Source organism: Streptomyces jeddahensis (genome assembly GCF_001642995.1).
In the GTDB taxonomy this organism is placed as follows: Bacteria; Actinomycetota; Actinomycetes; order Streptomycetales; family Streptomycetaceae; genus Streptomyces; species Streptomyces jeddahensis.
This window is the reverse complement of the sequence record NZ_LOHS01000033.1, coordinates 13,027-37,813: the sequence shown is the minus strand read 5'-3', so window position 1 is coordinate 37,813 and position 24,787 is coordinate 13,027. Positions and strand designations below refer to the sequence as shown.

Annotated in this window: 16 protein-coding genes; all 16 read right to left on the bottom strand. The window is 70.9% G+C overall.

What is annotated here, in order from left to right; all coding sequences use genetic code 11:
- Positions 1-154: 154 nt before the first annotated feature.
- Positions 155-1,504 carry a phospholipase D-like domain-containing protein gene (locus tag STSP_RS03970; RefSeq protein WP_067272069.1) on the bottom strand — a complete coding sequence of 450 codons (1,350 nt, stop codon included), beginning with the start codon at positions 1,502-1,504 and terminating at the stop codon, positions 155-157.
- A 281-nt stretch (positions 1,505-1,785) separates the two neighbouring features.
- Positions 1,786-6,198, bottom strand: coding sequence for an Rne/Rng family ribonuclease (locus tag STSP_RS03965; protein WP_067272066.1), 4,413 nt, complete (start codon positions 6,196-6,198; stop codon positions 1,786-1,788).
- Positions 6,199-6,435: 237 nt separating this feature from the next.
- The gene (locus tag STSP_RS03960) at positions 6,436-7,245 is read right to left on the bottom strand and encodes a TIGR03936 family radical SAM-associated protein (protein WP_067272064.1); all 810 of its coding nucleotides are present in this window, start codon (positions 7,243-7,245) and stop codon (positions 6,436-6,438) included.
- Positions 7,246-7,293: 48 nt separating this feature from the next.
- A complete protein-coding gene (locus STSP_RS03955) occupies positions 7,294-8,460 on the bottom strand; it encodes a hypothetical protein (RefSeq protein ID WP_067272062.1) in 1,167 nt (388 codons plus the stop codon).
- A gap of 15 nt (positions 8,461-8,475) precedes the next feature.
- Positions 8,476-9,006 carry a GNAT family N-acetyltransferase gene (locus STSP_RS03950; RefSeq protein ID WP_067272060.1) on the bottom strand — a complete coding sequence of 177 codons (531 nt, stop codon included), beginning with the start codon at positions 9,004-9,006 and terminating at the stop codon, positions 8,476-8,478.
- Between the two features lie 73 nt (positions 9,007-9,079).
- Entirely contained in the window at positions 9,080-11,005 is a 1,926-nt protein-coding gene (locus tag STSP_RS03945; RefSeq protein WP_067272057.1) for a TIGR03960 family B12-binding radical SAM protein, read from the bottom strand.
- Between the two features lie 86 nt (positions 11,006-11,091).
- On the bottom strand, positions 11,092-12,681 hold the full coding sequence (locus tag STSP_RS03940; RefSeq protein ID WP_067272055.1) for a CYTH and CHAD domain-containing protein: 1,590 nt from the start codon (positions 12,679-12,681) through the stop codon (positions 11,092-11,094).
- An 84-nt stretch (positions 12,682-12,765) separates the two neighbouring features.
- Positions 12,766-13,965: a rod shape-determining protein RodA gene (gene rodA, locus STSP_RS03935; RefSeq protein WP_067272053.1), complete on the bottom strand. Its 1,200-nt coding sequence runs from the start codon at positions 13,963-13,965 to the stop codon at positions 12,766-12,768.
- Positions 13,962-16,217, bottom strand: a complete 2,256-nt coding sequence (gene mrdA / locus STSP_RS03930; protein WP_067272051.1) for a penicillin-binding protein 2 — start codon at positions 16,215-16,217, stop codon at positions 13,962-13,964. The genes rodA and mrdA overlap by 4 nt, the downstream gene beginning before the upstream one ends.
- A complete protein-coding gene (gene mreD / locus STSP_RS03925; protein WP_067272048.1) occupies positions 16,214-16,903 on the bottom strand; it encodes a rod shape-determining protein MreD in 690 nt (229 codons plus the stop codon). The genes mrdA and mreD overlap by 4 nt, the downstream gene beginning before the upstream one ends.
- Before the next feature lie 12 nt (positions 16,904-16,915).
- On the bottom strand, positions 16,916-17,860 hold the full coding sequence (gene mreC, locus STSP_RS03920) for a rod shape-determining protein MreC (RefSeq protein WP_067272045.1): 945 nt from the start codon (positions 17,858-17,860) through the stop codon (positions 16,916-16,918).
- Between the two features lie 280 nt (positions 17,861-18,140).
- Positions 18,141-19,160 carry a rod shape-determining protein gene (locus tag STSP_RS03915; RefSeq protein ID WP_067272106.1) on the bottom strand — a complete coding sequence of 340 codons (1,020 nt, stop codon included), beginning with the start codon at positions 19,158-19,160 and terminating at the stop codon, positions 18,141-18,143.
- Between the two features lie 332 nt (positions 19,161-19,492).
- Entirely contained in the window at positions 19,493-19,906 is a 414-nt protein-coding gene (ndk, locus tag STSP_RS03910) for a nucleoside-diphosphate kinase (protein WP_067272042.1), read from the bottom strand.
- 71 nt (positions 19,907-19,977) lie between these two features.
- Positions 19,978-20,346, bottom strand: a complete 369-nt coding sequence (locus STSP_RS03905) for a DUF4233 domain-containing protein (protein WP_067272040.1) — start codon at positions 20,344-20,346, stop codon at positions 19,978-19,980.
- Between the two features lie 6 nt (positions 20,347-20,352).
- Positions 20,353-21,888: a bifunctional tetrahydrofolate synthase/dihydrofolate synthase gene (gene folC / locus STSP_RS03900; protein WP_067272037.1), complete on the bottom strand. Its 1,536-nt coding sequence runs from the start codon at positions 21,886-21,888 to the stop codon at positions 20,353-20,355.
- A gap of 190 nt (positions 21,889-22,078) precedes the next feature.
- Positions 22,079-24,703 carry a valine--tRNA ligase gene (locus STSP_RS03895; protein WP_067272035.1) on the bottom strand — a complete coding sequence of 875 codons (2,625 nt, stop codon included), beginning with the start codon at positions 24,701-24,703 and terminating at the stop codon, positions 22,079-22,081.
- Positions 24,704-24,787: the final 84 nt, after the last annotated feature.

Here is a 24,787-nt window from a genome sequence, read left to right as displayed (position 1 = left end):
CTTGGAATCCCTGGAATCCGGGAGGAAAGGGTTTACAGGGGTGGGGCGCATCAGTGGACACGCCGACGGTCAAGGTTACGGGGCCCGAAGTGAGGGGTCAAACCGGGCCCCGCCCGGGCTTCTCCCCCGCCTCACGCCGAGCCCCGTGGCCGCCTCAGGGGGTCGGCTTCTCGCCGTCCTGCGGCAGCGGCTTGACGCCCTTGCACAGGTCGGTCGTGTCGGCAGTGCCGGGCCAGGCGACCGACCGCACGCGGTCGAAGTGGACGCGGTACGCGTCGTGCACCGAGTCGTCGTCGACCTTGACGATCGTCTCGTCGTTCTCCCGCAGCGCCGGACCGGTGTAGTTGCCCGACCCGATGAAGCTGACCTTGTTGATCTTGCCGTCATACATCCCTTCGACCAGCAGGGTCTTGGAGTGGATGATGTACGGCGTCGTGATCTTCTTCGTGGGGTCCGTGGGGTCGCGGTCGTCGTTGTAGCAGCTCACGGAGGGGCCGCCGGTCGTGTGGAGGGTCTCCCAGGTGCCCTTGGACCCCGAGCTCTTGATGCTGTCGGTCTCGGCGTAGACGATGCTGACCTGGCACCCCGCCTTCTTCAGCGAGACGAGCTTGTCCGCGATGGCCTGCCGCGTGAACTTGAAGATCGCGACGCGGACCTTGGTGCTCTGGGTCACTCCGGCGGAGTTCTTGTACGTGCACTGTACGTTGTTCAGCACCGAGTAGACCGTGTCGGAGTCCCGGGTGGACCCGGCCCGCGGGAAGAAGTACGCCTTGTACAGGCCGTTGCTGACCGAGCGGTAGTCCCAGGCGGCCCAGTTCTTGCCGACCATCTCCACGAAGTAGTCCGAGTACGCGTCGTACATCGTGGGGTTGTTCGGCAGCAGGAGCGCGTCGTTGAAGAACTTGGTGTGTGCCGACGGCGTGGAGTTCGAGGTGGTCTGCACGACGACGTTCGTGGCGCCCTGGACCGCCGAGAACAGCCAGAACTTGTTGTGCATGATCGACACCCCGTCCTTGGGGTTGCCCATGCAGGACTTGTCGACGGGGCAGGTCGTGACGTAGGACGACAGCTTCGTGTTGGTGCCGAGCGCGGCCGCGAGCGTGTTGTACGAGGTGTTCGTGGGCCGGTCGCTGATGCTGGACTCGTCCAGCAGGATCTGCACGTTCACGCCGCGGTTCTTGGCGTTGACGAGTGCGTTGACGACCGACGCCTCCCACACGTGGTAGACGGCGACCTTGATCGTCGAGCCGGGCAGGGCGGCGTTGGTGAGCTCGATCAGGCGGGTGCGGATCGCGTACTGCTGTTCGGTGGTGCCCAGCGGGTCGTTGAAGATCGGGCCCTCGGTCCAGGTGGGCGTGTCCGCCGCGCTGGCCGTTCCCGCCGTGCCGGCTGCCTGGATCCCCGCCGCCGACAGCACGGTGGCCAGGGCCACCGCCTGGCGCCCGCCCTTCACCGGCTTGACGGCGCGGTGACGTCCGGTGCCCTTGAGGCGCACGTGCGCCATCGACCATCCCCTCCCCTGGCGCAGGCGCGGGTTCTCCCCAACTCGCGCATGCGTGTTCTCCGTTAGACAGATGAGTTTTACACGGACTTCACCGCGCTCCAAGTGGCGGGGTGGGTCGTCGGGAGAGATGTAACGCTTTGCGGCATGCGCGCCCTGACGTGCGAGAACGGCGCCCGCGAGGGCGTGCGAGATCTCGAACTGGAGCGCGGCGCTACGGCACCCGACCAGGCAGCCCGACGCCCCCGGTGCGGCGACATCGCCGCACCGGGGGCGTCAGACAATCAGGCCTCGTTCGCCGAAGCGGTGACGGTGGACGGAGTCTGCTGCTCCGCCGCGGCCGTCTTCTTGGCCGCCGACTTGGCGGTCGCCGCCTTCTTGGCCGTGGCCTTCTTGGCGGCCGTCTTCTTGGCCGCCGTCTTCTTCGTGGCGGCCTTCTTCGCGGTCGCCTTCTTGGCCGTCTTGCGCGCCGTCTTCTTGGCGGCGGCCGGAGCGGCCTCCTCGGTCCCGGTCTCCGTCTCCGCCTGCTCGCCCGCCGGCTGCGGCTCCGCGGCCGACGGCACGACCACGACGGCCGCCTCCTCGGGCGCGGTCGGCGCGGTCTCCTTGCGGACCGCACGGCGCCGCGGACGGGCCGGGGCTGCCGGAGCCACGACCTCGGCCACCGGCTCGGGAGCGGCCTCGGCCACCGGCTCGGCCACCGGCTCGGGCGCGGCCACCGGCTCGGCGGCCTCCGGGGCCCCGGCTTCGGCCGTCTCCGGAACGGTCACCTCGCTGGTGTCCGCACCCTTCGGCGAGCCGGCCGGAGCCGTCGCCTTGCGGGTCGCCCGGCGGCGCGTACGGCCCTTGGGCGCGGCCTCCTCCTGCGCGGCGGCGGCCGGAGCCTCCGCCTCGGACAGGGCGACGACCTGCTCCTCCGCAGCGGGAGCTGCCGGAGCCTGGGCCGTCTCGGAAGCCGGAGCCTCCGCCTGGGGAGCCCGCGTCTCCACCCTGGTGGGCGAGCCGGCCGGAGCCGACGCCCTCCGGGTTGCGCGGCGACGCGAGCGACCGCGGGTGGCCGCGGCCTCCGCCTCGGCGGCACTGCTGTACAGCTCCTCGTCCGGCGCGAAGCCCGGCGAGGGCAGGGCCACCGGTGCGGCGACCGCGGCGGCCACCTCGGCCTCCGTCTCCGCCTCCGCCTCGGCCTCCGCCTCCGTCGCGACGGCGGCCTCCGCCACGGCCTCGGGCAGCGGCTCGGCGCCCGCGCGGGCCCGCTTCTTGCGCTTGCCGCCGTTACCGGCGACCGACGGCTGCTCCATGTGCACGATCACGCCGCGCCCGTTGCAGTGGACGCAGGTCTCGGAGAACGACTCGAGCAGGCCCTGGCCGACCCGCTTGCGGGTCATCTGGACGAGGCCCAGCGAGGTCACCTCGGCGACCTGGTGCTTCGTACGGTCCCGGCCCAGGCACTCCAGGAGGCGCCGCAGCACCAGGTCCCGGTTGGACTCGAGCACCATGTCGATGAAGTCGATGACGACGATGCCGCCCAGGTCGCGCAGACGCAGCTGGCGCACGATCTCCTCGGCCGCTTCGAGGTTGTTCCTCGTCACGGTCTCCTCGAGGTTGCCGCCCTGGCCGGTGAACTTGCCGGTGTTGACGTCGATCACGACCATCGCTTCGGTCTTGTCGATCACCAGCGAGCCGCCGCTGGGCAGCCAGACCTTGCGGTCCAGCGCCTTCATCAGCTGCTCGTCGATCCGGTACGTCGCGAAGGCGTCGGTCTCGGACGTCCACCTCTGCAGCCGGTCGGCGAGGTCGGGCGCGACGTGCGAGACGTATCCGTGGATGGTCTCCCACGCCTCGTCACCGCTGACGATGACCTTGGAGAAGTCCTCGTTGAAGATGTCGCGGACGACGCGGACGGTCATGTCCGGCTCGCCGTACAGCAGCGTCGGGGCGTTGCCGTTCTTCGCCTTCTTCTGGATGTCCTCCCACTGCTGCTGCAGACGCTCGACGTCGCGGCGCAGCTCGTCCTCGCTCGCGCCCTCGGCTGCGGTGCGCACGATGACGCCCGCGTCCTCGGGGACGATCTTCTTGAGGATGGTCTTCAGACGCGCGCGCTCGGTGTCGGGCAGCTTGCGGCTGATGCCGGTCATCGACCCCTCGGGGACGTAGACCAGATAGCGGCCGGGCAGCGAGACCTGGCTGGTCAGGCGGGCACCCTTGTGGCCGATGGGGTCCTTGGTGACCTGGACGAGGACCGACTGGCCGGACTTCAGGGCAGACTCGATGCGCCGCGGGCCGTTGGCCATGCCCAGCGCCTCGAAGTTGACCTCACCGGCGTACAGGACGGCGTTGCGGCCCTTGCCGATGTCGATGAAGGCGGCCTCCATCGACGGCAGCACGTTCTGCACCTTGCCCAGGTACACGTTGCCGACGTACGAGGTCGACTGCTCCTTGTTGACGTAGTGCTCGACGAGCACGTTGTCCTCGAGGACGCCGATCTGGGTGCGGTCGCCGTTCTGCCGGACGACCATCACGCGCTCGACGGCCTCGCGGCGCGCCAGGAACTCGGCCTCGGTGATGATCGGGACGCGGCGGCGGCCCTGCTCGCGGCCCTCGCGGCGGCGCTGCTTCTTGGCCTCGAGGCGGGTCGAGCCCTTGATGGACTGCACCTCGTCGGGACCGGTGCCGAGCCGCTCCTCCTTCTCCTTCTTGCGCGGCTCGCGGACCTTGACGACCGTACGCTCCGGGTCGCCCTCGCCCGGCTCCGTGTCGACCGGCGCCTCACCGGCGCGGCGGCGGCGACGGCGGCGACGGCGGGTGCCGGCGGAGCCGGAGAGCGCGGTCTCCTCGTCGTGCTCGTGCTCCTCGGCGTCCTCCTCGACCTGCTCGGCCGTGTCCTCGGCGTCCTGCGCGGCCTGCTCGGCGGCGAGCTCGTCGGTGTCGAGGCCCTCGCCCGACTCGGGCTCGGCGGACTCGCCACGCCGGCGACGGCGGCCACCACGGCGGCGGCGACGGCGCGAGCCGGTCTCCTCGGCCTCCTCGGCCTCGGCGATGTCCTCCGCCTCGACGTCCTCGGCGGTCTCCGGCTCCTCTGCGGTGGCGGGCTCGACGGCCTCGGCGGCCGCGGGTGTCTCGTCGGCGCCCCGACGGCGGCGACGACGGCGCGGACCGGTGTCCTCCGCGTGCTCCTCCTCCGCGACGCGCGCCTCGGCGGTCTCCGCGGGTTCCTCGGCGGCCTCGGCGGCGGCTGCCGCCGCGGCGCGCTCCGGGGTCTGGAACATCGGCTCGGTGAACACGGGCGGCTGGAAGACCGCGACGGCGGGGCGTGCGGGCCGCCGCGGGGCAGCGGCGCCCTCCGCCTCGTCGCCCGCGGCCGGTGCCGTACGCGCGGTCTGCGCGGCCGGCGCGGCGAAACCAGTGGCGGCCTTACGGGTGGCACGACGCCGCGTACGCCGGGGAGCGGCGCCCTCGTCCTCGGCGGCCTGCTCCTCCTGAGCGGCTGCGGGAGCGGAAACCGGCGTGGGGACGGAGGCCGCGGCCGGAATCTGCACCGGCTCGTCGGCCGGCGCCTGCGGCGCGGCCACGGCGGCCTGCGCGGAGGCGGCGGCCGGAACCTTTTCGGCCTCCGGCGCTACCGCGTGCTCGGCAGCCGGGGCCTCCTGCGCTGCGGGCTCCTCGGCCTGGGCCTTCTCGGCGGGGGCGGAGACGCTGCGCGTGGCGCGACGGCGCGTACGCCGGGGGGCGGCACCCTCGTCGGGCGCCTGAGCGGCGGCCTCGACCGGCTCCTCCGCCGTCTCGGCGGCGGGCTCGGCGCCGACGACGGCTTCCGCCTCGGCGGTCTCCAGGGTTTCGGCAGTCTCAGCGGTCTCTGCCACGGGCTTCGGTGCCCCCGCAGGCGCGGTGGCACGACGCGACGCACGACGACGCACACGCGGCGCCTGCTCGGCGGCCTCGACCGGCTGCTCGCTCTCGGCCTCGGCGGCGACGGCTTCGGCGCCCGCGGACGCCTGCACGACGACCTCGGCGGCCTCTTCCGCCTCACCAGCGGACGCATCGGCCTTCGGCGCCCCCGCAGGTGCGGTGGCACGACGCGGCGTACGACGACGACCGGCCGCGACCGGCACGGATTCCTGGGCGGATTCCTGAGCGGCGGCCTCGACCGGCTCCTCCGCCGACTCGGCGGCGGGCTCGGCGACCGGCGTGTCCGACACGGTCTCGGCTTCCTCGGCCTCCTCGTCCACGGGCGAGGCTGCCGCGGTGGCGGCCGTCTCGGCGGTCTCGGCCGCCTTGGGCGCCCCGGCGGGCGCGGTGGCCCGGCGTGGCGCACGGCGGCGCGTACGCCCGGCGGCGGCAGGCTGGGACTCCTCGGCTGCTGTCGCGGAGGCCGAGGCCTCCTCCGGCTCGGTCCCGGCCACCGCGGCCACGGCCTCGGCGGCCTCGATCGCGTCGGCGATCTCGGCGGCGGCTACGGCCCGCGCGGCCTGGACGGCCTCATCGGTCTCGTGCACGGCTGACGAAGCGGACGCCTCGGCCGGTATGGCCGGGACATCGCCCAGGGCCTGAACGGCCTGGGAGATGCCTCCGGCCTCGGCGCCCGCCACGGGCGGACCTGCCGGGCGCGACGCCGCACGGCGCCGACGGCGCGGCGGCAGCGTGTCGCTGGGGGTGTTGTTGTTCTCGGAGCCCTTGTTGGGTTCGATCGGCTCGAGCATGCGGGCGGTTCTCCCGTCAGGCTCCCGGGCGCCGCACCTGATCCGGTGACGTCCGCGGCTCGCGCGTCCTGCGCGCTGCCGCCCTCCGGGGCGCGAGCGCCGCTCGGGAGCTCTCTGTGTCCTGTCTCGCCGGTTCCGTACGCCATGTTGCGTACGGCCTGGCGAAAGTCTTGTGGTCGGTGCGCTGCCCGACCCAGGTGGCTCCCGAGTACGAGGGCGGCGCTACGGCGTCCGTCCCTACGCGGGACCTTCCGGCGTCGCCGCCGTCGCGGTGGCAGGTCCGGTGGCCCCTTGAGTGACAGATGGGGCGGCCGTGACTGCCTCGCGGTCGGGCGCGAGCGGGTCGGTCACCGTGCCGGTCTCCTCATCGAAAAGCCCCTGCGCCAGCCTGGTCACCGCTGCGGGGACCGGCGGCGCCAGGTCGGCCACAGCTCGGAGACCGGACAGGACGTCGTCGGGTCGTACGGCAGGCGTCACGTGCCGAACAACCAGCCGCAGTATCGCACAGGGCTGGTCGGTCGGCCTATCAGCCCGTGCGTCGCGGGCAGCGAGGCCGTCGAGCGCCTCGATGCTCGCGACCGCCGGACGGGCGTCGAAGGTACGCATGCCGTTCTTCGTTCTGCGCTGGACCTCGACGGTGTCCGCCGCCTTGAACGCGGCGACGGCGCGCTCCGCGTCCGCGGGCTCCACGCCGTCGAGGCGCAGCTCCCACACGGAGGCCGTGAGCCGGTCGGCGAGACCCGAGGTGCGGGCCTCGACGGCCTCGACGACGTCGAGCCCGGCGGGCAGCGACTCGTCGAGGAGCTCACGCAGCTTGTCCGGGTCACACGCCTCGGTCAGCGCGATCTCCAGGTACTCGGCCTCACTGCCCGTGCCGGTGGGTGCGGCATTGGCGTACGACACCTTCGGGTGCGGCGTGAAACCGGCCGAGTACGCCATGGGCACCTCGGCGCGGCGCAGCGCACGCTCGAAGGCGCGCTGGAAGTCACGGTGGCTGGTGAACCGGAGGCGGCCGCGCTTGGTGTAGCGCAGTCGGATGCGCTGCACCGCTGGTGCGGGCGGCGGGCCTTCGGGCTGTCGCTTGCCCAGTGTCGTTCATTCCTTCGTGAGAGCCGTCGTACCTCTATCAAGGGTACGTGCCGCGCCCGCCACAGGTTCCCGCCGGGTGCGGCCGAGCGCATCCGGCTCGGGCTCCCGAGGCGTTCCGAAGAGCATCCGCCGGATGTCCGCGCGGGCCTGCCGGACCGCATCCCGTGCGGAGGCCAGCGCCTGCCGGGTCGCGCGGCCGACTGCCTTCGCGGCCCCGGCGACGGGCCGCCACACCGCGTCGCGCACCAGGTGCCCGACCGGTGTGAGCACGCTCCGGTACACCCAGCGCACCGGCTCAACGAAGATCCACCGGAAGAGCCGCCCGAGGAAGCGCCCGACGGCGAGCGACACGTACCCGGCGACGCGCCACGCGTGCACCAGCGCGTCGCCGGCCTCCCGCGCGACGACGGCGAGCAGCCGCCCGACAGGCGCGAGCACCCATCGCCAGGCGGCGAGGGCGGGCAGTACGAGGAGGACGCGCAGCGTCCAGTAGAGGGCGGTGCCGACGATCCGCCCGGTCCGGATGACGCCGACGAGGAGCGTCCGCCCGACCCAGGCGATGCCATGCCCCACCGGCGTGAGCACCCACCGGTACAGCCACACGGCCGGTACGACGACCAGGTACCGCACCAGCCAGGCCACGGCGGCGTACACGCCGAGTCCGAGGGCCGCGAGCACGGCCCCGATGCCCTTGAGCAGCCAGACGACCGCGTGCCCCACGGGGGTGAGCAGCCGCGCGTACACCCAGGCCAGACCGGCACCGATCCAGCCCAGCAGCCGGGCCAGACCTGCGCCGATGCCCCGCACCACCCAGGCGATCCCCTGCCCGATCGGCGTCAGCACCCGCCGGTAGCACCACACCGCGGGCACGACGAGCAGCACGTTCCCGAGCCAGGCGAGCCCCTTGGCGACGGGCACGACGACGTGGCGCCACAGCGCCACCCACGGCCACACGAACAGGGCCCGCCCCAGCCACAGCAGCGCCCGGCCCACCGGCCGCAGCACCGTTTCGTTCAGGAAACGCCCGGTGACGACGAGCGCGTCCCACACCATGCGTACCGGCACGACGAGCACGAGCGCCACGATCCGCACGGGCAGGCGGACCGCCACCACCAGGCAGCCTTCGGGTGGCGTCTGCGGGGGCCGTTCGGCCGGCGGCTTCTCGAGGTCCATGTCCGAGAGGACGCCTCAGAGCCCCGTCCGGATCCAGTACCGCAGCTTTCCACCGCGTTCGTCCTCGAACTCCCCGCCGCCCGCCTCGATCACCTTCCGCGAGGCCACGTTGGTGGTGTCGCAGGTGATCAGGACCCGGACGATGCCCAGCCCCCGGCACAGGGGCAGTGCCTCGCGGAGCATCGCGGTGGCGTGACCGCGCCGCCGGGCACCGGGGCGGATGTCGTATCCGATGTGGCCCCCGCGCTCCAGCAGAAACGGGGTGAGCCGGTGACGGATGGAGATGCGGCCGAGGAACGTGTCGCCCTCCACGTACCAGAGCGTGGTCGCCGGAACCCAGCCCTCCCTGCGCGGCCGCTCCCGCGCGGCGAGCAGCCCCGCCACGTATGCCGCGAAGACCGCCGGATCCCGCCAGCTGTCCCCGTACTCCTCGATCTCCTGCGCGAGCAGGCTCTTCGGATCCATGCCGCCCACGTCCGTGAACTCCTTCACCGCGGCGAGGAAGGAGGCGTGGAAGCGCATGTCAGGCAGCGTCAGCTGGGGCATCACCTCATTCTGCCGACACGCGCCAGGGCCCGGCCACGGATTTCCGCGGCCGGGCCCTGGCGGCGCACACGTGCTACTTGACCACCGTCAGCGGCAGCAGCTTCTTGCCGGTCGGGCCGATCTGGATGGACGTATCCATCTGCGGGCACACCCCACAATCGAAGCACGGCGTCCAGCGGCAGTCCTCGACCTCGGTCTCGTCGAGTGCGTCCTGCCAGTCCTCCCAGAGCCAGTCCTTGTCGAGACCGGAGTCCAGGTGGTCCCAGGGCAGGACCTCCTCGTACGTACGCTCGCGGGTGGTGTACCAGTCGACGTCCACGCCGTACGCGGGCAGCGTCTTCTCGGCGCAGGCCATCCAGCGGTCGTACGAGAAGAACTCGCGCCAGCCGTCGAAGCGGCCGCCGTCCTCGTAGACGGCGCGGATGACGGCGCCGATGCGGCGGTCGCCGCGCGAGAGCAGGCCCTCGACGATGCCGGGCTTGCCGTCGTGGTAGCGGAAGCCGATGGAGCGGCCGTACTTCTTGTCGCCGCGGATCTTGTCGCGGAGCTTCTCGAGGCGGGCGTCGGTCTCCTCGGCGGAGAGCTGGGGCGCCCACTGGAACGGCGTGTGCGGCTTGGGCACGAAGCCGCCGATCGAGACCGTGCAGCGGATGTCGTTGGACCTGGAGACCTCGCGGCCCTTGGCGATGACGTTGGCCGCCATGTCGGCGATCTGCAGGACGTCGTCGTCGGTCTCCGTCGGCAGGCCGCACATGAAGTACAGCTTCACCTGGCGCCAGCCGTTGCCGTACGCCGTGGCGACGGTCCGGATCAGGTCCTCCTCCGAGACCATCTTGTTGATGACCTTGCGGATGCGCTCGGAGCCGCCCTCGGGGGCGAAGGTGAGGCCGGACCTGCGGCCGTTCCTCGTCAGTTCGTTCGCCAGGTCGATGTTGAAGGCGTCGACACGGGTCGAGGGGAGCGAGAGGCCGATCTTGTCGTCCTCGTACCGGTCCGCGAGGCCCTTGGCGATGTCGCCGATCTCGGAGTGGTCGGCGGAGGAGAGCGACAGCAGGCCGACCTCCTCGAAGCCGGTCGCCTTCAGGCCCTTGTCGACCATCTCGCCGATGCCGGTGATGCTTCGCTCCCGCACGGGGCGCGTGATCATGCCGGCCTGGCAGAAGCGGCAGCCGCGCGTGCAGCCACGGAAGATCTCCACGGACATGCGCTCGTGGACGGTCTCCGCGAGCGGGACCAGGGGCTGCTTCGGGTACGGCCACTCGTCGAGGTCCATGACGGTGTGCTTGGACACACGCCACGGGACGCCCGACTCGTTCGGTACGACGCGCCCGATGCGGCCGTCCGGCAGGTACTCCACGTCGTAGAAGCCCGGGACGTACACCCCGCCGGTCTTCGCCAGGCGGAACAGCACCTCCTCGCGGCCGCCCGGACGGCCCTCCGCCTTCCACGCGCGGATGATCTCGGTCATCTCCAGGACGGCCTGCTCGCCGTCACCGATCACCGCCGCGTCGATGAAGTCCGCGATCGGCTCGGGGTTGAAGGCGGCGTGGCCGCCCGCGAGCACGATCGGGTCGTCGAGGGTGCGGTCCTTGGCCTCCAGCGGGATGCCCGCGAGGTCCAGGGCCGCGAGCATGTTGGTGTACCCGAGCTCGGTGGAGAAGCTCAGCCCGAACACGTCGAAGGCCTTCACCGGCCGGTGGCTGTCGACGGTGAACTGCGGCACGCCGTTCTCGCGCATCAGCTCCTCGAGGTCCGGCCACACGCTGTACGTGCGCTCGGCGAGCACGCCCTCGCGCTCGTTCAGGACCTCGTAGAGGATCATGACGCCCTGGTTGGGCAGCCCGACCTCGTATGCGTCGGGGTACATGAGCGCCCAGCGCACGTCGCACTCGTCCCAGGATTTGACGGTGGAGTTCAGCTCTCCACCGACGTACTGGATCGGCTTCTGCACATGCGGGAGCAGGGCTTCGAGCTGCGGGAAAACCGACTCGACAGACATCGCGGGGACTTTCGTGAGCGGACAGGGGTGACCATCAAGCCTAACGCGGCCGGAACGGCGCTTCGTACGGCGAGCCCGGGGGCGTCTTACAGGGAATCCGGCGCCCGCCCCGTCACACACACCTGCGCCGTCTGCGTGATCGTCGCCCACGCCCCCGGCAGCGCCGCCTCATACGCCGCGGCCGCCTGCTCCTCCCTCCCGTACAGCACCCCGTATGTGAACGCGCTCTCCCCCGCCGCGTGCGCCTCGGCGGCGAGATCGCGCAGGGCCAGGCGGGCCATCACGCTGTCCTGGTGGTCGCCGAGAAGGCCCTGCAGGGACTTCATCGAGCGGACCAGGTCCTGGGCGGGCGCGCCCAGCGCCGGGGTCGCCGCCTCGGCCGCGTAGCGGGTGCGCTTGGCCTCCTTGCGGGCCTCGTGCATGGCCACGTCGCGGTCGTCGCCGGGGGGTACGTCCAGGGCGCGCTCCACCAGCGACGCCAGCCGCTGGAAGTCGCGCCGCACGGCCTTGCCGATCACGTCGACGGGCTGCCCCTCGGCCGCCTTCAGCAGCGGCGGCCGTTCCAGCAGTCCGTCGATGGTGTCCAGGAGCGTGAGGTACCGCTTGCCGTCCAGCACCGCGATCAGCCGGCGTCGGGAGCCGCCGCGGCGGGCGTGGGACCAGGTGCGCAGGCGGCTGCGGACCGGGCCGGTGCGCAACGCCCTCGGCAGTTCCCCGAGCGCCGCGGTCAGCCGCTCGTTCAGTACCTCCTGGTCGCGGTCCACGCCGAGCTCGCCGGCCAGCCACTTGAGCTCGTCGCCGATCGGGCGGGTGACGGCCCGGTCCAGGACCTTGCCGTACGAGCGGAAGGCGCTGCGCATCCGGCGGGTGGCGACCCGCATCTGGTGCACGGAGTCGGGCAGGTCGCGGCGTACGGCGGGGTCGAGCTCGACGAGGGCGTCGCGCTGGGCGCGGATGTAGGCGAGGACGTGGTCCCCTGCGGTCCCCGGGCCTGCCGCCGGGCTCTCCGGCTCCGGGAGCGCCTGCCGTCCCGGGGGCGCCTGCCGTCCGAGGGGCGCCTGCCGTCCCTGTGGTGCCGTCTCCGCCAGCGCTCTGGCCAGCTTCGAGGCGGACGCCGACGTCTGCAGCCCCGCCTTGCGCAGCTTCTTGTCGACCTTGTCGAGGAAGCGCGGGTCGCCGCCGTCCGCGAGCTCCACCTCGATCTCGGTCCAGGCGGCCGTGGCGCCCTCCCCGTCCCCGGCGAGCCGCTCGGCACGTACCGTGTCGACGCTGACCTCGGCGAGCAGCGCACCGTCGGCGTCGCAGAGGTCGCGCACGTCGCGGGCCGACCGCAGCCTGACGACGGGAGCCAGTTCGGCGCCGCGGATCCGGGAGCGTATGAGGCCGGAGAGCGCGCGGGGCACGGTGTCGGAGAGCGGTGCCCGGATCTCGTCGCGGACTCCGCTGTCGACGGGCAGCTTCAGATGCCAGCCGGCGTCGTCGCCGCCGGTGCGGCGGCGCAGGGTGATGGCGGCGGAGGCGAGCCGCTCGTCCGCGGTGTCGTAGTAGACCGCGTCGAGTTCGGCGACACCCTTGTCGACGACGGTCGAGACCCCGGCGACACCGGTCAGATCCGGCAGCTGCGTGCTCGCGTCGGCTTCGTACTTGCGCTCGATCTCACGCTTCGTCTCCGCCATGCACCGAATCTAGACGCGAATGCGGCCCGGGTCAGTACCTTGCCCGAACCTGAGGTGACCTCAGAGTGTCGGGCAGGGAACCACTCACGCGGACATCGGCCGCTGCACCCTGATCGACTGCAGCAGCCCGATCGCCACCCACACCGCGAACATCGACGAGCCTCCGTACGACACGAAGGGCAGCGGAAGCCCCGCGACCGGCATGATGCCGAGCGTCATGCCGATGTTCTCGAAGGACTGGAAGGCGAACCAGGCGATGATCCCGCCGGCGACGATCGTGCCGTAGAGCTCGGTCGTCTCGCGGGCGATACGGCAGGCGCGCCACAGCACGATGCCGAGCAGGACGATGATGAAGCCCGCGCCGAGGAAACCGAGCTCCTCCCCGGCGACCGTGAAGACGAAGTCCGTCTGCTGTTCCGGCACGAACCGGCCGGTGGTCTGCGAGCCGTGGAAGAGGCCGGTGCCGGTCAGTCCGCCCGAACCGATCGCGATGCGTGCCTGGTTGGTGTTGTAGCCGACGCCCGCCGGGTCGAGCGCGGGGTTTGCGAAGGCTGCGAAGCGGTTGATCTGGTACTCGTCCAGGACGCCCAGCTGCCAGACGGCGATCGCTCCGGCCGCGCCGGCGCCGAGCAGGCCGAACACCCAGCGGTTGGAGGCCCCGGAGGCCAGCAGCACGCCGAGCACGATCACCGCCATCACCATGACCGAGCCGAGGTCGGGCATGAGCATCACGATCATTATCGGGACGGCGGCGAGGCAGAGGGCCTGGAAGACGGTGCGGTGGTCGGGGTACTCCTTGTCCCCGGCGTCGACCCGGGCGGCGAGCAGCATCGCCATGCCCAGGATGATCGTGACCTTCACGAACTCGGAGGGCTGGAGCGAGAATCCGCCGCCCAGGACGATCCAGGCATGGGCGCCGTTGATGGTCTTGCCGAGCGGGGTCAGCACCAGCAGGACCAGGAAGACGGACACGCCGTAGAGGATCGGCACGGCCGTGCGCAGGGTCCGGTGGCCCAGCCAGATCGTGCCGACCATGAGGGCGAGCCCGATGCCGGTGTTCAGGACGTGCCGGAACAGGAAGTAGTACGGGTCGCCCTGGTTGAGCTCGGTGCGGTTGCGGGTCGCCGAGTAGACGAGCGCGGTGCCGATGAGCGAGAGCGCGACCGACGACAGCAGCATCGGCCAGTCGAGCCTGCGGACCAGGGAGTCGCGGGCGATCAGCCGCGCCCAGGCGGAGCGCTCGGGCCCGTACCCGGAGACGGAGAAGCCGTTGGTGCCGCTCATGTGCTCCTCCGCCCCGTTCCGCGGCGTCGTGCGGAACGCCTTCGGGTGTCGCGGTTGCTCGCCTCGGGCGACGGCGTGGTCGCCGCGGGCGACTGCTGGTCCCCTGTCGTCGGCTGTCCTTCCTCGCTCGCCTGCTCGTCCTTCGGCGGGTCGTACGTCTCGATCTTCGGGGCGTCGATCGATCCGTCGGCCTCGATCTTCGGCAGGCTCTTCTGCGGCTCGGGCAGCAGGGCCTTCTTCAGGTCCTGCTTGCCGTCCTCGTCCAGTCCGTAGAGGGCGTTGTAGATCTTTCGTACGGCGGGGCCCGAGGCGCCGGAGCCCGTACCGCCCTGGGAGATCGTCATGACGACCGCGTAGTCCTTGGTGTACGTGGCGAACCACGAGGTCGTCTGCTTGCCGTAGACCTCGGCCGTACCCGTCTTGGCGTGCATCGGGATCTTGTCCTGCGGCCAGCCGCCGAAGCGCCAGGCGGCCGTACCGCGGGTGGCGACTCCCGCGAGGGCTTCGTCCATCTCGTCGCGGGTCTTCTTGCTGATCGGCAGCTTGCCGTGCGACTTGGGCTCGATCTCCTGGATCTGCTTGCCGTCGGGGCTGATGATCGCCTTGCCGACGGTCGGGTCGTAGAGCGTGCCGCCGTTGGAGATGGCCGCGTAGATCGTGGCCATCTGGATGGGCGTGACGAGCGTGTCGCCCTGGCCGATGGAGTAGTTGACGGAGTCACCGGCGCGCAGTTTGTTGCCCTCGAGGCAGTTCTCGTAGGCGATCTTCTCGGCGTAGCTGCCGTCCTTCTTGCCGGACTTGCACCAGGCGTCCTTGTTGGCCTCCCAGTAGTCCTTCTTCCACTGGCGGTCGGGGATGCGGCCGCTGACCTCGTTGGGCAGGTCGATGCCGGTCTCCGCGCCGAGGCCGAACTCGTGGGCCGTCTTGTAGAACCAGTCCTTGGCATCCTTCTTCGGCTTCATGCCGCCGTCCTTCAGCCACTCCTGGTGCGAGAGCCGGTAGAAGACGGTGTCGCAGGAGACCTCAAGCGCCCGGCCGAGGCTGATCGGGCCGTAGCTCTGGGACTCGAAGTTCTTGAAGACCTGGCCGCCGATGGAGTACGAACTCGAGCAGTCGTAACGCCCGTCGAACGAGTAGCCCGCCTTGACCGCTGCGGCGGTCGGGACGACCTTGAAGATCGAGCCGGGTGCCGCCTGGCCCTGGATCGCGCGGTTGAGCAGCGGGTAGTTGGAGTCCTTGCCGGTGAGCCTGGCGTAGTCCTTGCCGGAGATGCCGCCGACCCAGGCGTTGGGGTCGTACGTCGGGTTGGAGGCCATGGCGACGACGCGGCCGGTTTTGGCCTCCATGACGACGACGGCGCCGGAGTCGGCCTTGTAGTTTTCGTTGGTGTTGTCGTCGAACTGCTTGCGGGCTTCCTTCATCGCCTCGTTGAGCTCGTACTCGGCGACGCGCTGCACGCGTGCGTCGATGCTCGTGACGAGGTTCGCGCCGGGCTCGGCCTCGTCGGGCTTGGCCTGGCCGATGACGCGTCCGAGGTTGTCGACCTCGTACCGGGTGACGCCCGCCTTGCCGCGCAGCTCCTTGTCGTACTGGCGCTCAAGGCCCGAGCGGCCGACCTGGTCGGAGCGGAGGTACGGCGAGTCGGAGTCCTTGGCCTTCTCGATCTCCTCGTCGGTGACGGGCGACAGATAGCCGAGCACCTGCGCGGTGTTGGCCTTACCGGGGCCCGGGTAGCGGCGGACGGCGGGGGGTTCGGCGGGGATGCCGGGGAAGTCCTCGGAGCGCTCGCGGATCTGCAGGGCCTGCCGGGGCGTGGCCTCGTCGGTGATGGGGATGGGCTGGTACGGCGAGCCGTTCCAGCAGGGTTGCGGCGTCTCGGCGTTGCACAGCCGGACCTTGTCCATGACGTCCTTGGGCTTCATGCCGAGGACGCCTGCGAGCTTGGTCAGCACCGCTTCGCCGTCGTCCTTCATCTTCAACAGGTCGGTGCGCGAGGCGGAGACGACGAGCCGCGTCTCGTTGTCGGCGAGCGGGACCCCGCGGGCGTCGAGGATCGAGCCGCGTACGGCGGGCTGGACGACCTGCTGGACGTGGTTGCCGGAGGCCTCCTTGGCGTACTCCTCGCCGTTGCGGATCTGGAGGTACCACAGGCGGCCGCCGAGGGTGAAAAGGAGCGAGAGGACGAGGATCTGCATGATGACGAGCCGGATCTGGACGCGCGGGGTCCGGCCGGTCTCCGGAATGTTCGTCACAGCCGCTTGACCCCCTTGATGCGTCCTGCGCGCGCCACGCGTGCCCTCGTCGTCCGGCCGCGCAGCAGGCCGCCGCCGCGCAGCCCGCCCCGCTGGGAGCCGATGCTCAGCCCGGTGCCGGAGGCGAACCAGCCGGAGGAGCCGCCGCCCGCCGCGCCGGCGGCCCCGGTCTCGGCGAGCGGATCGGGCTCGGCCCGTCTGGCCAGGGCCATGATCGCGGGGACGACGAACGGTGCCAGCAGCAGGTCGTAGAGCGCGGCGGTCAACAGCAGGCTCGCCAGGCCGACATGGCGGGCCGCCGTGTCGCCGACGAGGGCGCCCACGCCCGCGTACAGCAGGGTCGAGCCGATGGCGGCGGCGACCACGACGACCATGGGCGCGGTGGCGGACTTGATCTGCCCGTTGTCCGGCTTGACGAGGCCCGCGAGATAGCCGATGACGCACAGCACGAGGGCGTAGCGGCCGGCGGCGTGGTCAGCGGGCGGTGCAAGGTCGGCGAGGAGGCCGGCGCCGAAGCCGATGAGGGCGCCGCCGACATGGCCGTAGACGAGGGCGAAGGCCAGCACCGTGAGCAGCATCAGGTCCGGTACGGCGCCGGGCAGTTGCAGGCGCGCGAGGATGCTCACCTGGATCACCAGGGCCACGACCACCAGGGTCGTGGAGAGCAGCATCCGGTTGAAGCGCATGGGACTCAGCTCCTACTGCTCTTGCGGTGCGGCCGCGTCGGCGGCCCCGGCGGAGGGCGTCACGGTGACCGTCACGGTCGGTGTGGGCGTCGGCTTCGGTGCGGGCGGCAGGACCGTGTCGCGCGGGTCCTTGCGGGGTGCTTCGACGACGACGCCGACGATGTCGAGCTTGGTGAAGCCGACGAACGGCTTGACGTAGACGGTGCGGGTGAGGTCGCCGCCGGAGGGGTCGACGCGCGAGACCACGCCGACCGGGACGCCGGGCACGAACGGCGTGTCGGCCTGCGAGCCGAAGGTGACCAGGCGGTCGCCCTTCTTCACCTTGGCCTTGCCGTTGAGCAGCTGGACCCGCAGCGGGCGGTCGCCCTGGCCGGAGGCGAAGCCGAGCTCGTCGGTCTTCTCCATGCGCGTACCGACCGTGAAGTCGGGGTCGCTGGCGAGTAGCACGGTGGAGGTGCTCGGGCCGACTGTGGTGACGCGGCCGACCAGTCCGTCGCCGTTGATGACGGTCATGTCGCGCTTGATGCCGTCGTCGGCGCCGGCGTCGATGGTGACGGTCCAGGAGAAGCCCTGCGCGGCGCCGATCGCGATGACCTCGGCGCCCTTGATGCCGTACTGCCCGGCGCCCGCGGTCTTCAGCATCTTGTCGAGCTGCTGCACCCGGCTGCGGTTGCGGTCGTCGTTGCCCAGCCTGGTCTTGAGCTCGGCGTTCTCACGTTCGAGCCTGGCGATGCGGTCGTGCCGGCTGCCGGAGTCCTTGACCGCGGAGACCGCGTTGGCGAACGGGTCGACAGCGGCCGACACGCCGTTCTCCACCGGGCCGAACACCGTGGCAGCCGCCCGGCGTGCACCGTCGACCGGGGAGTCCTGGCCGCCACGGATATCGACCGTGATCAGCGCGAACGCGATCGCGATCAGCAGCACCAGGAGCAGTCGGCTCTCTCGGGAGTCCCTCACGTGCGGCGGCCGTGCCTTCCTCGTCGGAATTCCTTGTCGCTCTTGCCTCTATATCAACGATCCGCCGCACGGGAGAGCACGTGCGCTCCGTACGGCGGAAGAAGCGCGCGTGTCGTCTCGGCTACGCGCGCCCCGTACGGCGGACGGAGCGCCTCGTCTCGGCTGCGCGTGCCCCGTACGGCGGACGGAGCACCTCGCCTCGGCTAGGCGTGCTCCGTACGGCGGACGAAGCGCGCGTGCCGCTCCGGACACGCGCGCCGCGTGGCACCGCACGCGCCCGTCATCTGCGCGGCTGCGCGTCCAGCACCTGCTGGAGCGCCTCGAACTCCTCGACGCACTTGCCGGATCCGAGCGCCACGCTGTCCAGCGGGTCCTCGGCGATGTGGATCGGCATGCCGGTCTCGCGGCGCAGCCGCTCGTCGAGGCCGCGCAGCAGGGCGCCGCCGCCGGTGAGGACGATGCCGCGGTCCATGATGTCGCCGGAGAGCTCGGGCGGGCACTTGTCGAGGGTGGTCTTGACCGCGTCCACGATCGCGTTGACCGGTTCCTCGATGGCCTTGCGGACCTCGGCGGCCGAGATGACGACGGTCTTGGGCAGTCCCGAGACCAGGTCGCGGCCGCGGATCTCGGTGTGCTCGTCGTCCTCGAGTTCGTACGCGGAACCGATCGTGATCTTGATCTGTTCGGCGCTGCGCTCGCCGAGCAGGAGCGAGTACTCCTTCTTGATGTGCTGGATGATCGCGTTGTCCAGCTCGTCTCCGGCGACGCGGATCGACTGCGCCGTGACGATGCCGCCGAGGGAGATGACGGCGACCTCGGTGGTGCCGCCGCCGATGTCCACGACCATGTTGCCGGTCGCCTCGTGGACGGGGAGGCCGGAGCCGATGGCCGCGGCCATCGGCTCCTCGATGATGTGCACTTGGCGCGCACCGGCCTGCGAGGACGCCTCGATGACCGCACGGCGCTCGACACCGGTGATCCCGGAGGGCACGCAGACGACGACACGCGGACGGGCGAGATAGCGCCGCTTGTGGATCTTCAGGATGAAGTACCGGAGCATCCGCTCGGTGATCTCGAAGTCGGCGATGACGCCGTCCTTGAGCGGTCGCACCGCGACGATGTTGCCCGGCGTCCGGCCGATCATCTTCTTCGCCTCGGCGCCGACCGCGAGGATGCCACCCGTGTTGGTGTTGATCGCGACGACGGACGGCTCGTTGAGAACGATCCCCCGGCCCCTGACGTACACCAGCGTGTTGGCGGTCCCGAGGTCGACAGCCATGTCACGGCCGATGAACGACATGTTGTTCCCCATGAGGATGCGTCTGGCCTTCCTAAATCGAGCGTTGATGGCTTGTTAGGCAGGCGAGGTGGGTGCTGCTGTGGCGTGAGCTTCCATCGTAGTCTCGCCCCCGCGGACACGGCGCGATGGACTGGCGCCAATGTCAGCAGATGCTGTGCCGCCTCGCTTGTGGAGACGTACCAACGGAGGCACGGGTTCCCCCGATCGTGGCGCATATGCCAAAGGACGGCGGGGAATTCCCGGCCGTCCCTGGTCAGGCACCCAGACTTTTGACAGTGTGTCAGAAAAATCGGGCGCGGCGGCCCAGCCGCCCGCGTACGCGCCGCTGAACGTCAGACACGCCCGGGGAAGAAGATCTTCAACTCGCGCTCGGCGGACTCCTCGGAGTCCGAGGCGTGGATCAGGTTCTCACGCGTGATGGTGCCGAAGTCGCCCCGGATGGAGCCGGGGGCCGCGGCGATCGGGTCGGTCGGCCCGGCCAGCTGCCGGACGCCCTCGATGACCCGCTCGCCCTCGACGACCATGGCGACGACGGGACCGGAGGACATGAAGGCGACGAGCGGCTCGTAGAACGGCTTGCCCTGGTGCTCGCCGTAGTGCTGCTCCAGGGTGTCCTGGTCGAGTGTGCGCAGCTCCAGCGCGGTGATCTGCCAGCCGGCCTTGCGCTCGATACGGCCGATGATCTCGCCGATCAGGCCGCGCCGGACGGCGTCGGGCTTGAGCAGGACGAGGGTGCGCTGGGACATGGTGTGCGGCTCCTTCGAGGTCGCTTGGGTTGCGGGGTTGTCAGAGGCTACAGGGCCCGTCTGAGCGCCTGTTATGCGGCGTCAGAGCCCGGCTGGGCCCCAGCCGCCGCACCCTGCGCCGCAAAGCGGGCCTTGGCCTCGTCGATCTTGCGGCCGAAGTGCACCGACGCACCCCAGAGGGCGGCGAACACGGCGCCGAGGAAGAACATGACCGGGACGATGAAACCGCTCGCGATCAGCCCGATCTGCAGGGCCCAGCCCAGCTGCACCCCGCCGGGCCGCGTGATCATCCCGCAGAGCAGCACGGACAGCGCCATCGCGATGCCGGAGACGGTCCACACCGTCCCCATGGCCAGATCCGGGTCCTTCATCGCGACGAGCCCGGCGAACCCGATCACGAAGAACTCGCCGATCAGAGTCGAAGCACAGAGCGTACGCACAGCAGTTCAGCCCTTCCCCAGAAGCAGTCGGGCCTCGCCGACGGTGATGACGGAACCGGTGACGAGGACGCCGCCGCCTGCGTACTCGCCCTCCTCCTCGGCCAGCGTGACGGCGGCCTCCAGCGCGTCGTCCAGGCGCGGTTCGACCTGCACCCGGTCCTCGCCGAAGACCTCGACGGCGATCGCGGCCAGCTCGTCCACGTCCATCGCACGGTGGCTGGAGTTCTGCGTGACCACGATCTCGGCGAAGATCGGCTCGAAGGCCTCGAGCAGGCCGCGGACGTTCTTGTCGCCGCTCGCGCCGACCACGCCGATGAGCCGGCTGAAGTCGAATGCCTCGCGGATCCCCTCGGCGGTCGCGCGGGCGCCGGCCGGGTTGTGCGCCGCGTCCAGGACGACGGTCGGCGAGCGGCGTACGACCTCGAGACGGCCCGGAGAGGCGACCGAGGCGAACGCCTTGCGCACCACGTCGATGTCGAGCCGCTCGGCACGCTGCGCGCCGACACCGAAGAACGCCTCGACGGCGGCGAGCGCCACCGCGGCGTTGTGCGCCTGGTACTGGCCGTGCAGCGGCAGGAACACGTCCGCGTACTCACCGCCGAGCCCGCGCAGCGTCAGCAGCTGCCCGCCGACGGCGACCTGGCGCGAGACGACACCGAACTCGAGGCCCTCGCGGGCCACGGTGGCGTCCACCTCGACGGCCTTCTTCAGCAGCACCTGCGCGGCGTCGACCGGCTGCTGGGCGAGGATCACGGTCGCGCCCTGCTTGACGATCCCGGCCTTCTCGACGGCGATCTCGGCGGGGGTCTCGCCGAGCCGGTCCGTGTGATCCAGGTCGATGGGCGTGACGACGGCGACGTCCGCGTCGATCACGTTCGTCGCGTCCCAGCTGCCGCCCATCCCGACCTCGACGACGGCGACGTCGACGGGCGCGTCCGCGAAGGCCGCGTACGCCATTCCGGTGAGCACCTCGAAGAAGGACAGCCGGTACTCCTGCTGCGCGTCCACCATCTCGACGTACGGCTGGATGTCCCGGTACGTCTCGATGAACCGCTCCGCGTCGATCGGCGCGCCGTCCAGGCTGATCCGCTCGGTGATCGACTGCACGTGCGGCGACGTGTACCGGCCGGTGCGCAGCTCGAAGGCGCCGAGCAGCGCCTCGATCATGCGGGCCGTGGACGTCTTGCCGTTCGTCCCGGTGATGTGCACCGACGGGTACGCGCGCTGGGGTTCCCCCAGCACGTCCATCAGCGCCGAGATCCGGCTGACCGACGGCTCGAGCTTCGTCTCGCCCCAGCGCGTTGCGAGCTCCGCCTCGACCTCGCGCAGCGCCTTGTCGACCTCGGGGTCGGCGGGGCGGGCGGGTGCCTGGTCGGCGCCCTCCGGCGGTCCGGCCTGGGTGCGGAGGGTGCGGCTGCCGGCCTCGATCACGGCGAGGTCGGGGTCGCGGTCGGTCTCGGCCTCGATGATCTCGTCGAACTGCGCCAAGGGGTCGGGCTCGCTGTCGCCGGGCAGGCTGTCGTGCGGGGGGAGGTCGCTCACGGGGTCCAGTCTACGGAGGGGGTGCGGCGAGGGTGCATTTCCCCCACCCCGCCCCTTCCCGTAACCAGGGGGCTCCGCCCCCTGGACCCCCGAAGATCGCCCTTCGGGCTCGTCCTCAAGCGCCGGACGGGCTGAAAATCAGCCCCTCCGGCGCTTGAGGAGCGGAGTCCAGGGGCAGCGCCGGCGCCCCTCAGCCCTGCGGCAGCCGATCCAGCTGCGCCTTGATCCGGGCGATGTCCTCGTCCGCCTTGGCAAGGCGGACCCGGATCTTCTCCACGACGTGGTCAGGGGCCTTGGCCAAGAACGCCTCGTTCCCCAGCTTCGCCGAAGCCTGCGCCTTCTCCTTCTCGGCGGCCGCCAGATCCTTGGCCAGCCGTTTCCGCTCGGCCGCGACATCGATCACACCGGACAGGTCGAGCGCGACCTCGGCCCCCGCGACGGGCAGGGTCGCCGTCGCGGTGAAGGACTCCCCTTCCGGCTGCAGCCGCAGCAGCTGCCGGATGGCGGCCTCGTGAACCGCGAGCGGCGTACCGGACAGGTCGACGCGGGCCGGCACCCGCTGGCCCGGCTGCAGCCCCTGGTCGGCACGGAAGCGGCGGACCTCCGTGATGACCTGCTGAAGGGTCTCGATCTCGTTCTCCGCGGCGGCGTCGCGGAACCCCGAGTCCGTCGGCCACTCGGCGATCACGATGGACTCACCACCCGTGAGGGTGGTCCACAGCGTCTCGGTCACGAAGGGAACGACCGGGTGGAGGAGCTTCAGCGTGACGTCGAGCACCTCGCCCAGGACCCGCTTGGAGACCTCGGCGGGCTGGCCGCCCGCCTGGAACGTGGTCTTGGACAGCTCGACGTACCAGTCGAAGACCTCGTCCCACGCGAAGTGGAAGAGCGCCTCGGACAGCTTCGCGAACTGGTAGTCCTCGTAGTACGCGTCGACCTCGGCGACGACCGCGTTGAGCCGGGACAGGATCCACCGGTCGGTGGCGGACAGCTGCTCGACGGGCGGCAGGTCGCCCTCGACCGTCGCGCCGTTCATCAGCGCGAACCGGGTGGCGTTCCAGATCTTGTTGGCGAAGTTCCGGGAGCCCTGGACCCAGTCCTCGCCGATCGGCACGTCGACACCGGGGTTGGCGCCCCGCAGGAGCGTGAACCTCAGGGCATCGGACCCGTACTTGTCCATCCAGTCCAGCGGATTGACCGCGTTGCCGAAGGACTTCGACATCTTCTTGCCGAACTGGTCGCGGACCATGCCGTGCAGGGCGATGGTGTGGAACGGCGGGGTGCCGTCCATCGCGTACAGGCCGAACATCATCATCCGGGCGACCCAGAAGAAGAGGATGTCGTAGCCCGTGACCAGCACGGAGTTCGGATAGAACTTCTCGAGGCTCTCGGTCTGCTCGGGCCAGCCCAGCGTCGAGAACGGCCACAGGCCGGAGGAGAACCAGGTGTCGAGGACGTCGGTGTCCTGCGTCCAGCCCTCGCCGCTCGGCGGCTCCTCATCCGGTCCGACGCAGACGACCTCGCCATTGGGGCCGTACCAGACCGGAATCCGGTGACCCCACCACAGCTGGCGCGAGATGCACCAGTCGTGGAGGTTGTCGACCCAGTCGAAGTACCGCTTCTCCATCTCCTGCGGGTGGATCTTGACCCGGCCGTCGCGGACCGCGTCACCGGCGGCCTTCGCGAGCGGGCCGACCTTGACCCACCACTGCATGGACAGGCGCGGCTCGATGGTGGTCTTGCAGCGCGAGCAGTGGCCCACGGAGTGGACGTACGGGCGCTTCTCGGCGACGATCCGGCCCTCGGCACGCAGAGCGGCGACGATGGCGCTGCGGGCCTCGAGACGGTCCAGGCCCTGGAAGGGGCCGTGCGCGGTGATGACCGCGTGCTCGTCCATCACGGTGATCGACGGCAGGTTGTGGCGCTGCCCGATCTCGAAGTCGTTCGGGTCGTGGGCGGGCGTCACCTTGACGGCGCCGGTGCCGAACTCCGCGTCCACGTGCGTGTCGGCGACGACGGGGATGGACCGGCCGGTCAGCGGCAGCTTGATCGTCTTGCCGACGAGGTGCTTGTACCGCTCGTCGTCCGGGTGCACGGCGACCGCGGTGTCACCCAGCATGGTCTCGGCACGGGTCGTGGCGACGACGAGGGTCTCGTCGCCTTCCCCGTACTTGATCGACACGAGCTCGCCGTCGTCCTCCTGGTACTCCACCTCGATGTCCGAGATGGCCGTCAGACAGCGCGGGCACCAGTTGATGATGCGCTCGGCGCGGTAGATCAGCTCGTCGTCGTAGAGCTTCTTGAAGATCGTCTGGACGGCCTGGGACAGGCCCTCGTCCATGGTGAACCGCTCACGGGACCAGGCGACACCGTCGCCCAGGCGGCGCATCTGCCCGGAGATCTGCCCACCGGACTCGGCCTTCCACTGCCAGACGCGCTCGACGAACGCCTCACGGCCGAGGTCGTGGCGGGACTTGCCCTCCTTGCCGAGCTCGCGCTCGACGACGTTCTGCGTGGCGATGCCGGCGTGGTCCATGCCGGGCTGCCACAGCGTCTCGTACCCCTGCATGCGCTTGCGGCGCGTGAGCGCGTCGATGAGCGTGTGCTCGAACGCGTGCCCGAGGTGCAGGCTGCCGGTGACGTTCGGCGGCGGGATGACAATGGTGTACGGCGGTTTGTCGCTCTTCTCGTCGGCCTCGAAGTAGCCGCGCTCTACCCAGCGCTCGTACAGCTTCCCCTCTACCTCGGCCGGCGCGTACTGGGTCGGCAGTTCGGTGGTGGTCGCTGGTTGCTGCTGCTGAGTGTTCTCGGTCACGGGCTCAGTTTAGAGGTGTCACGGAGGCGTACTGAAACCGGAAGGTTTCGTAACGGTGCGGCCCCTCGCGCCCCGGCCCGGCAC

What these genes read in the sequence shown, in the direction of transcription:
- STSP_RS03970 (WP_067272069.1), bottom strand. Translation starts at nt 1,504, where the DNA reads ATGGCGCACGTGCGCCTCAAGGGCACCGGACGTCACCGCGCCGTCAAG.
- STSP_RS03965 (WP_067272066.1), bottom strand. Translation starts at nt 6,198, where the DNA reads ATGCTCGAGCCGATCGAACCCAACAAGGGCTCCGAGAACAACAACACC.
- STSP_RS03955 (WP_067272062.1), bottom strand. Translation starts at nt 8,460, where the DNA reads ATGGACCTCGAGAAGCCGCCGGCCGAACGGCCCCCGCAGACGCCACCC.
- STSP_RS03950 (WP_067272060.1), bottom strand. Translation starts at nt 9,006, where the DNA reads ATGCCCCAGCTGACGCTGCCTGACATGCGCTTCCACGCCTCCTTCCTC.
- STSP_RS03945 (WP_067272057.1), bottom strand. Translation starts at nt 11,005, where the DNA reads ATGTCTGTCGAGTCGGTTTTCCCGCAGCTCGAAGCCCTGCTCCCGCAT.
- STSP_RS03940 (WP_067272055.1), bottom strand. Translation starts at nt 12,681, where the DNA reads ATGGCGGAGACGAAGCGTGAGATCGAGCGCAAGTACGAAGCCGACGCG.
- rodA (WP_067272053.1), bottom strand. Translation starts at nt 13,965, where the DNA reads ATGAGCGGCACCAACGGCTTCTCCGTCTCCGGGTACGGGCCCGAGCGC.
- mreD (WP_067272048.1), bottom strand. Translation starts at nt 16,903, where the DNA reads ATGCGCTTCAACCGGATGCTGCTCTCCACGACCCTGGTGGTCGTGGCC.
- STSP_RS03915 (WP_067272106.1), bottom strand. Translation starts at nt 19,160, where the DNA reads ATGTCGTTCATCGGCCGTGACATGGCTGTCGACCTCGGGACCGCCAAC.
- ndk (WP_067272042.1), bottom strand. Translation starts at nt 19,906, where the DNA reads ATGTCCCAGCGCACCCTCGTCCTGCTCAAGCCCGACGCCGTCCGGCGC.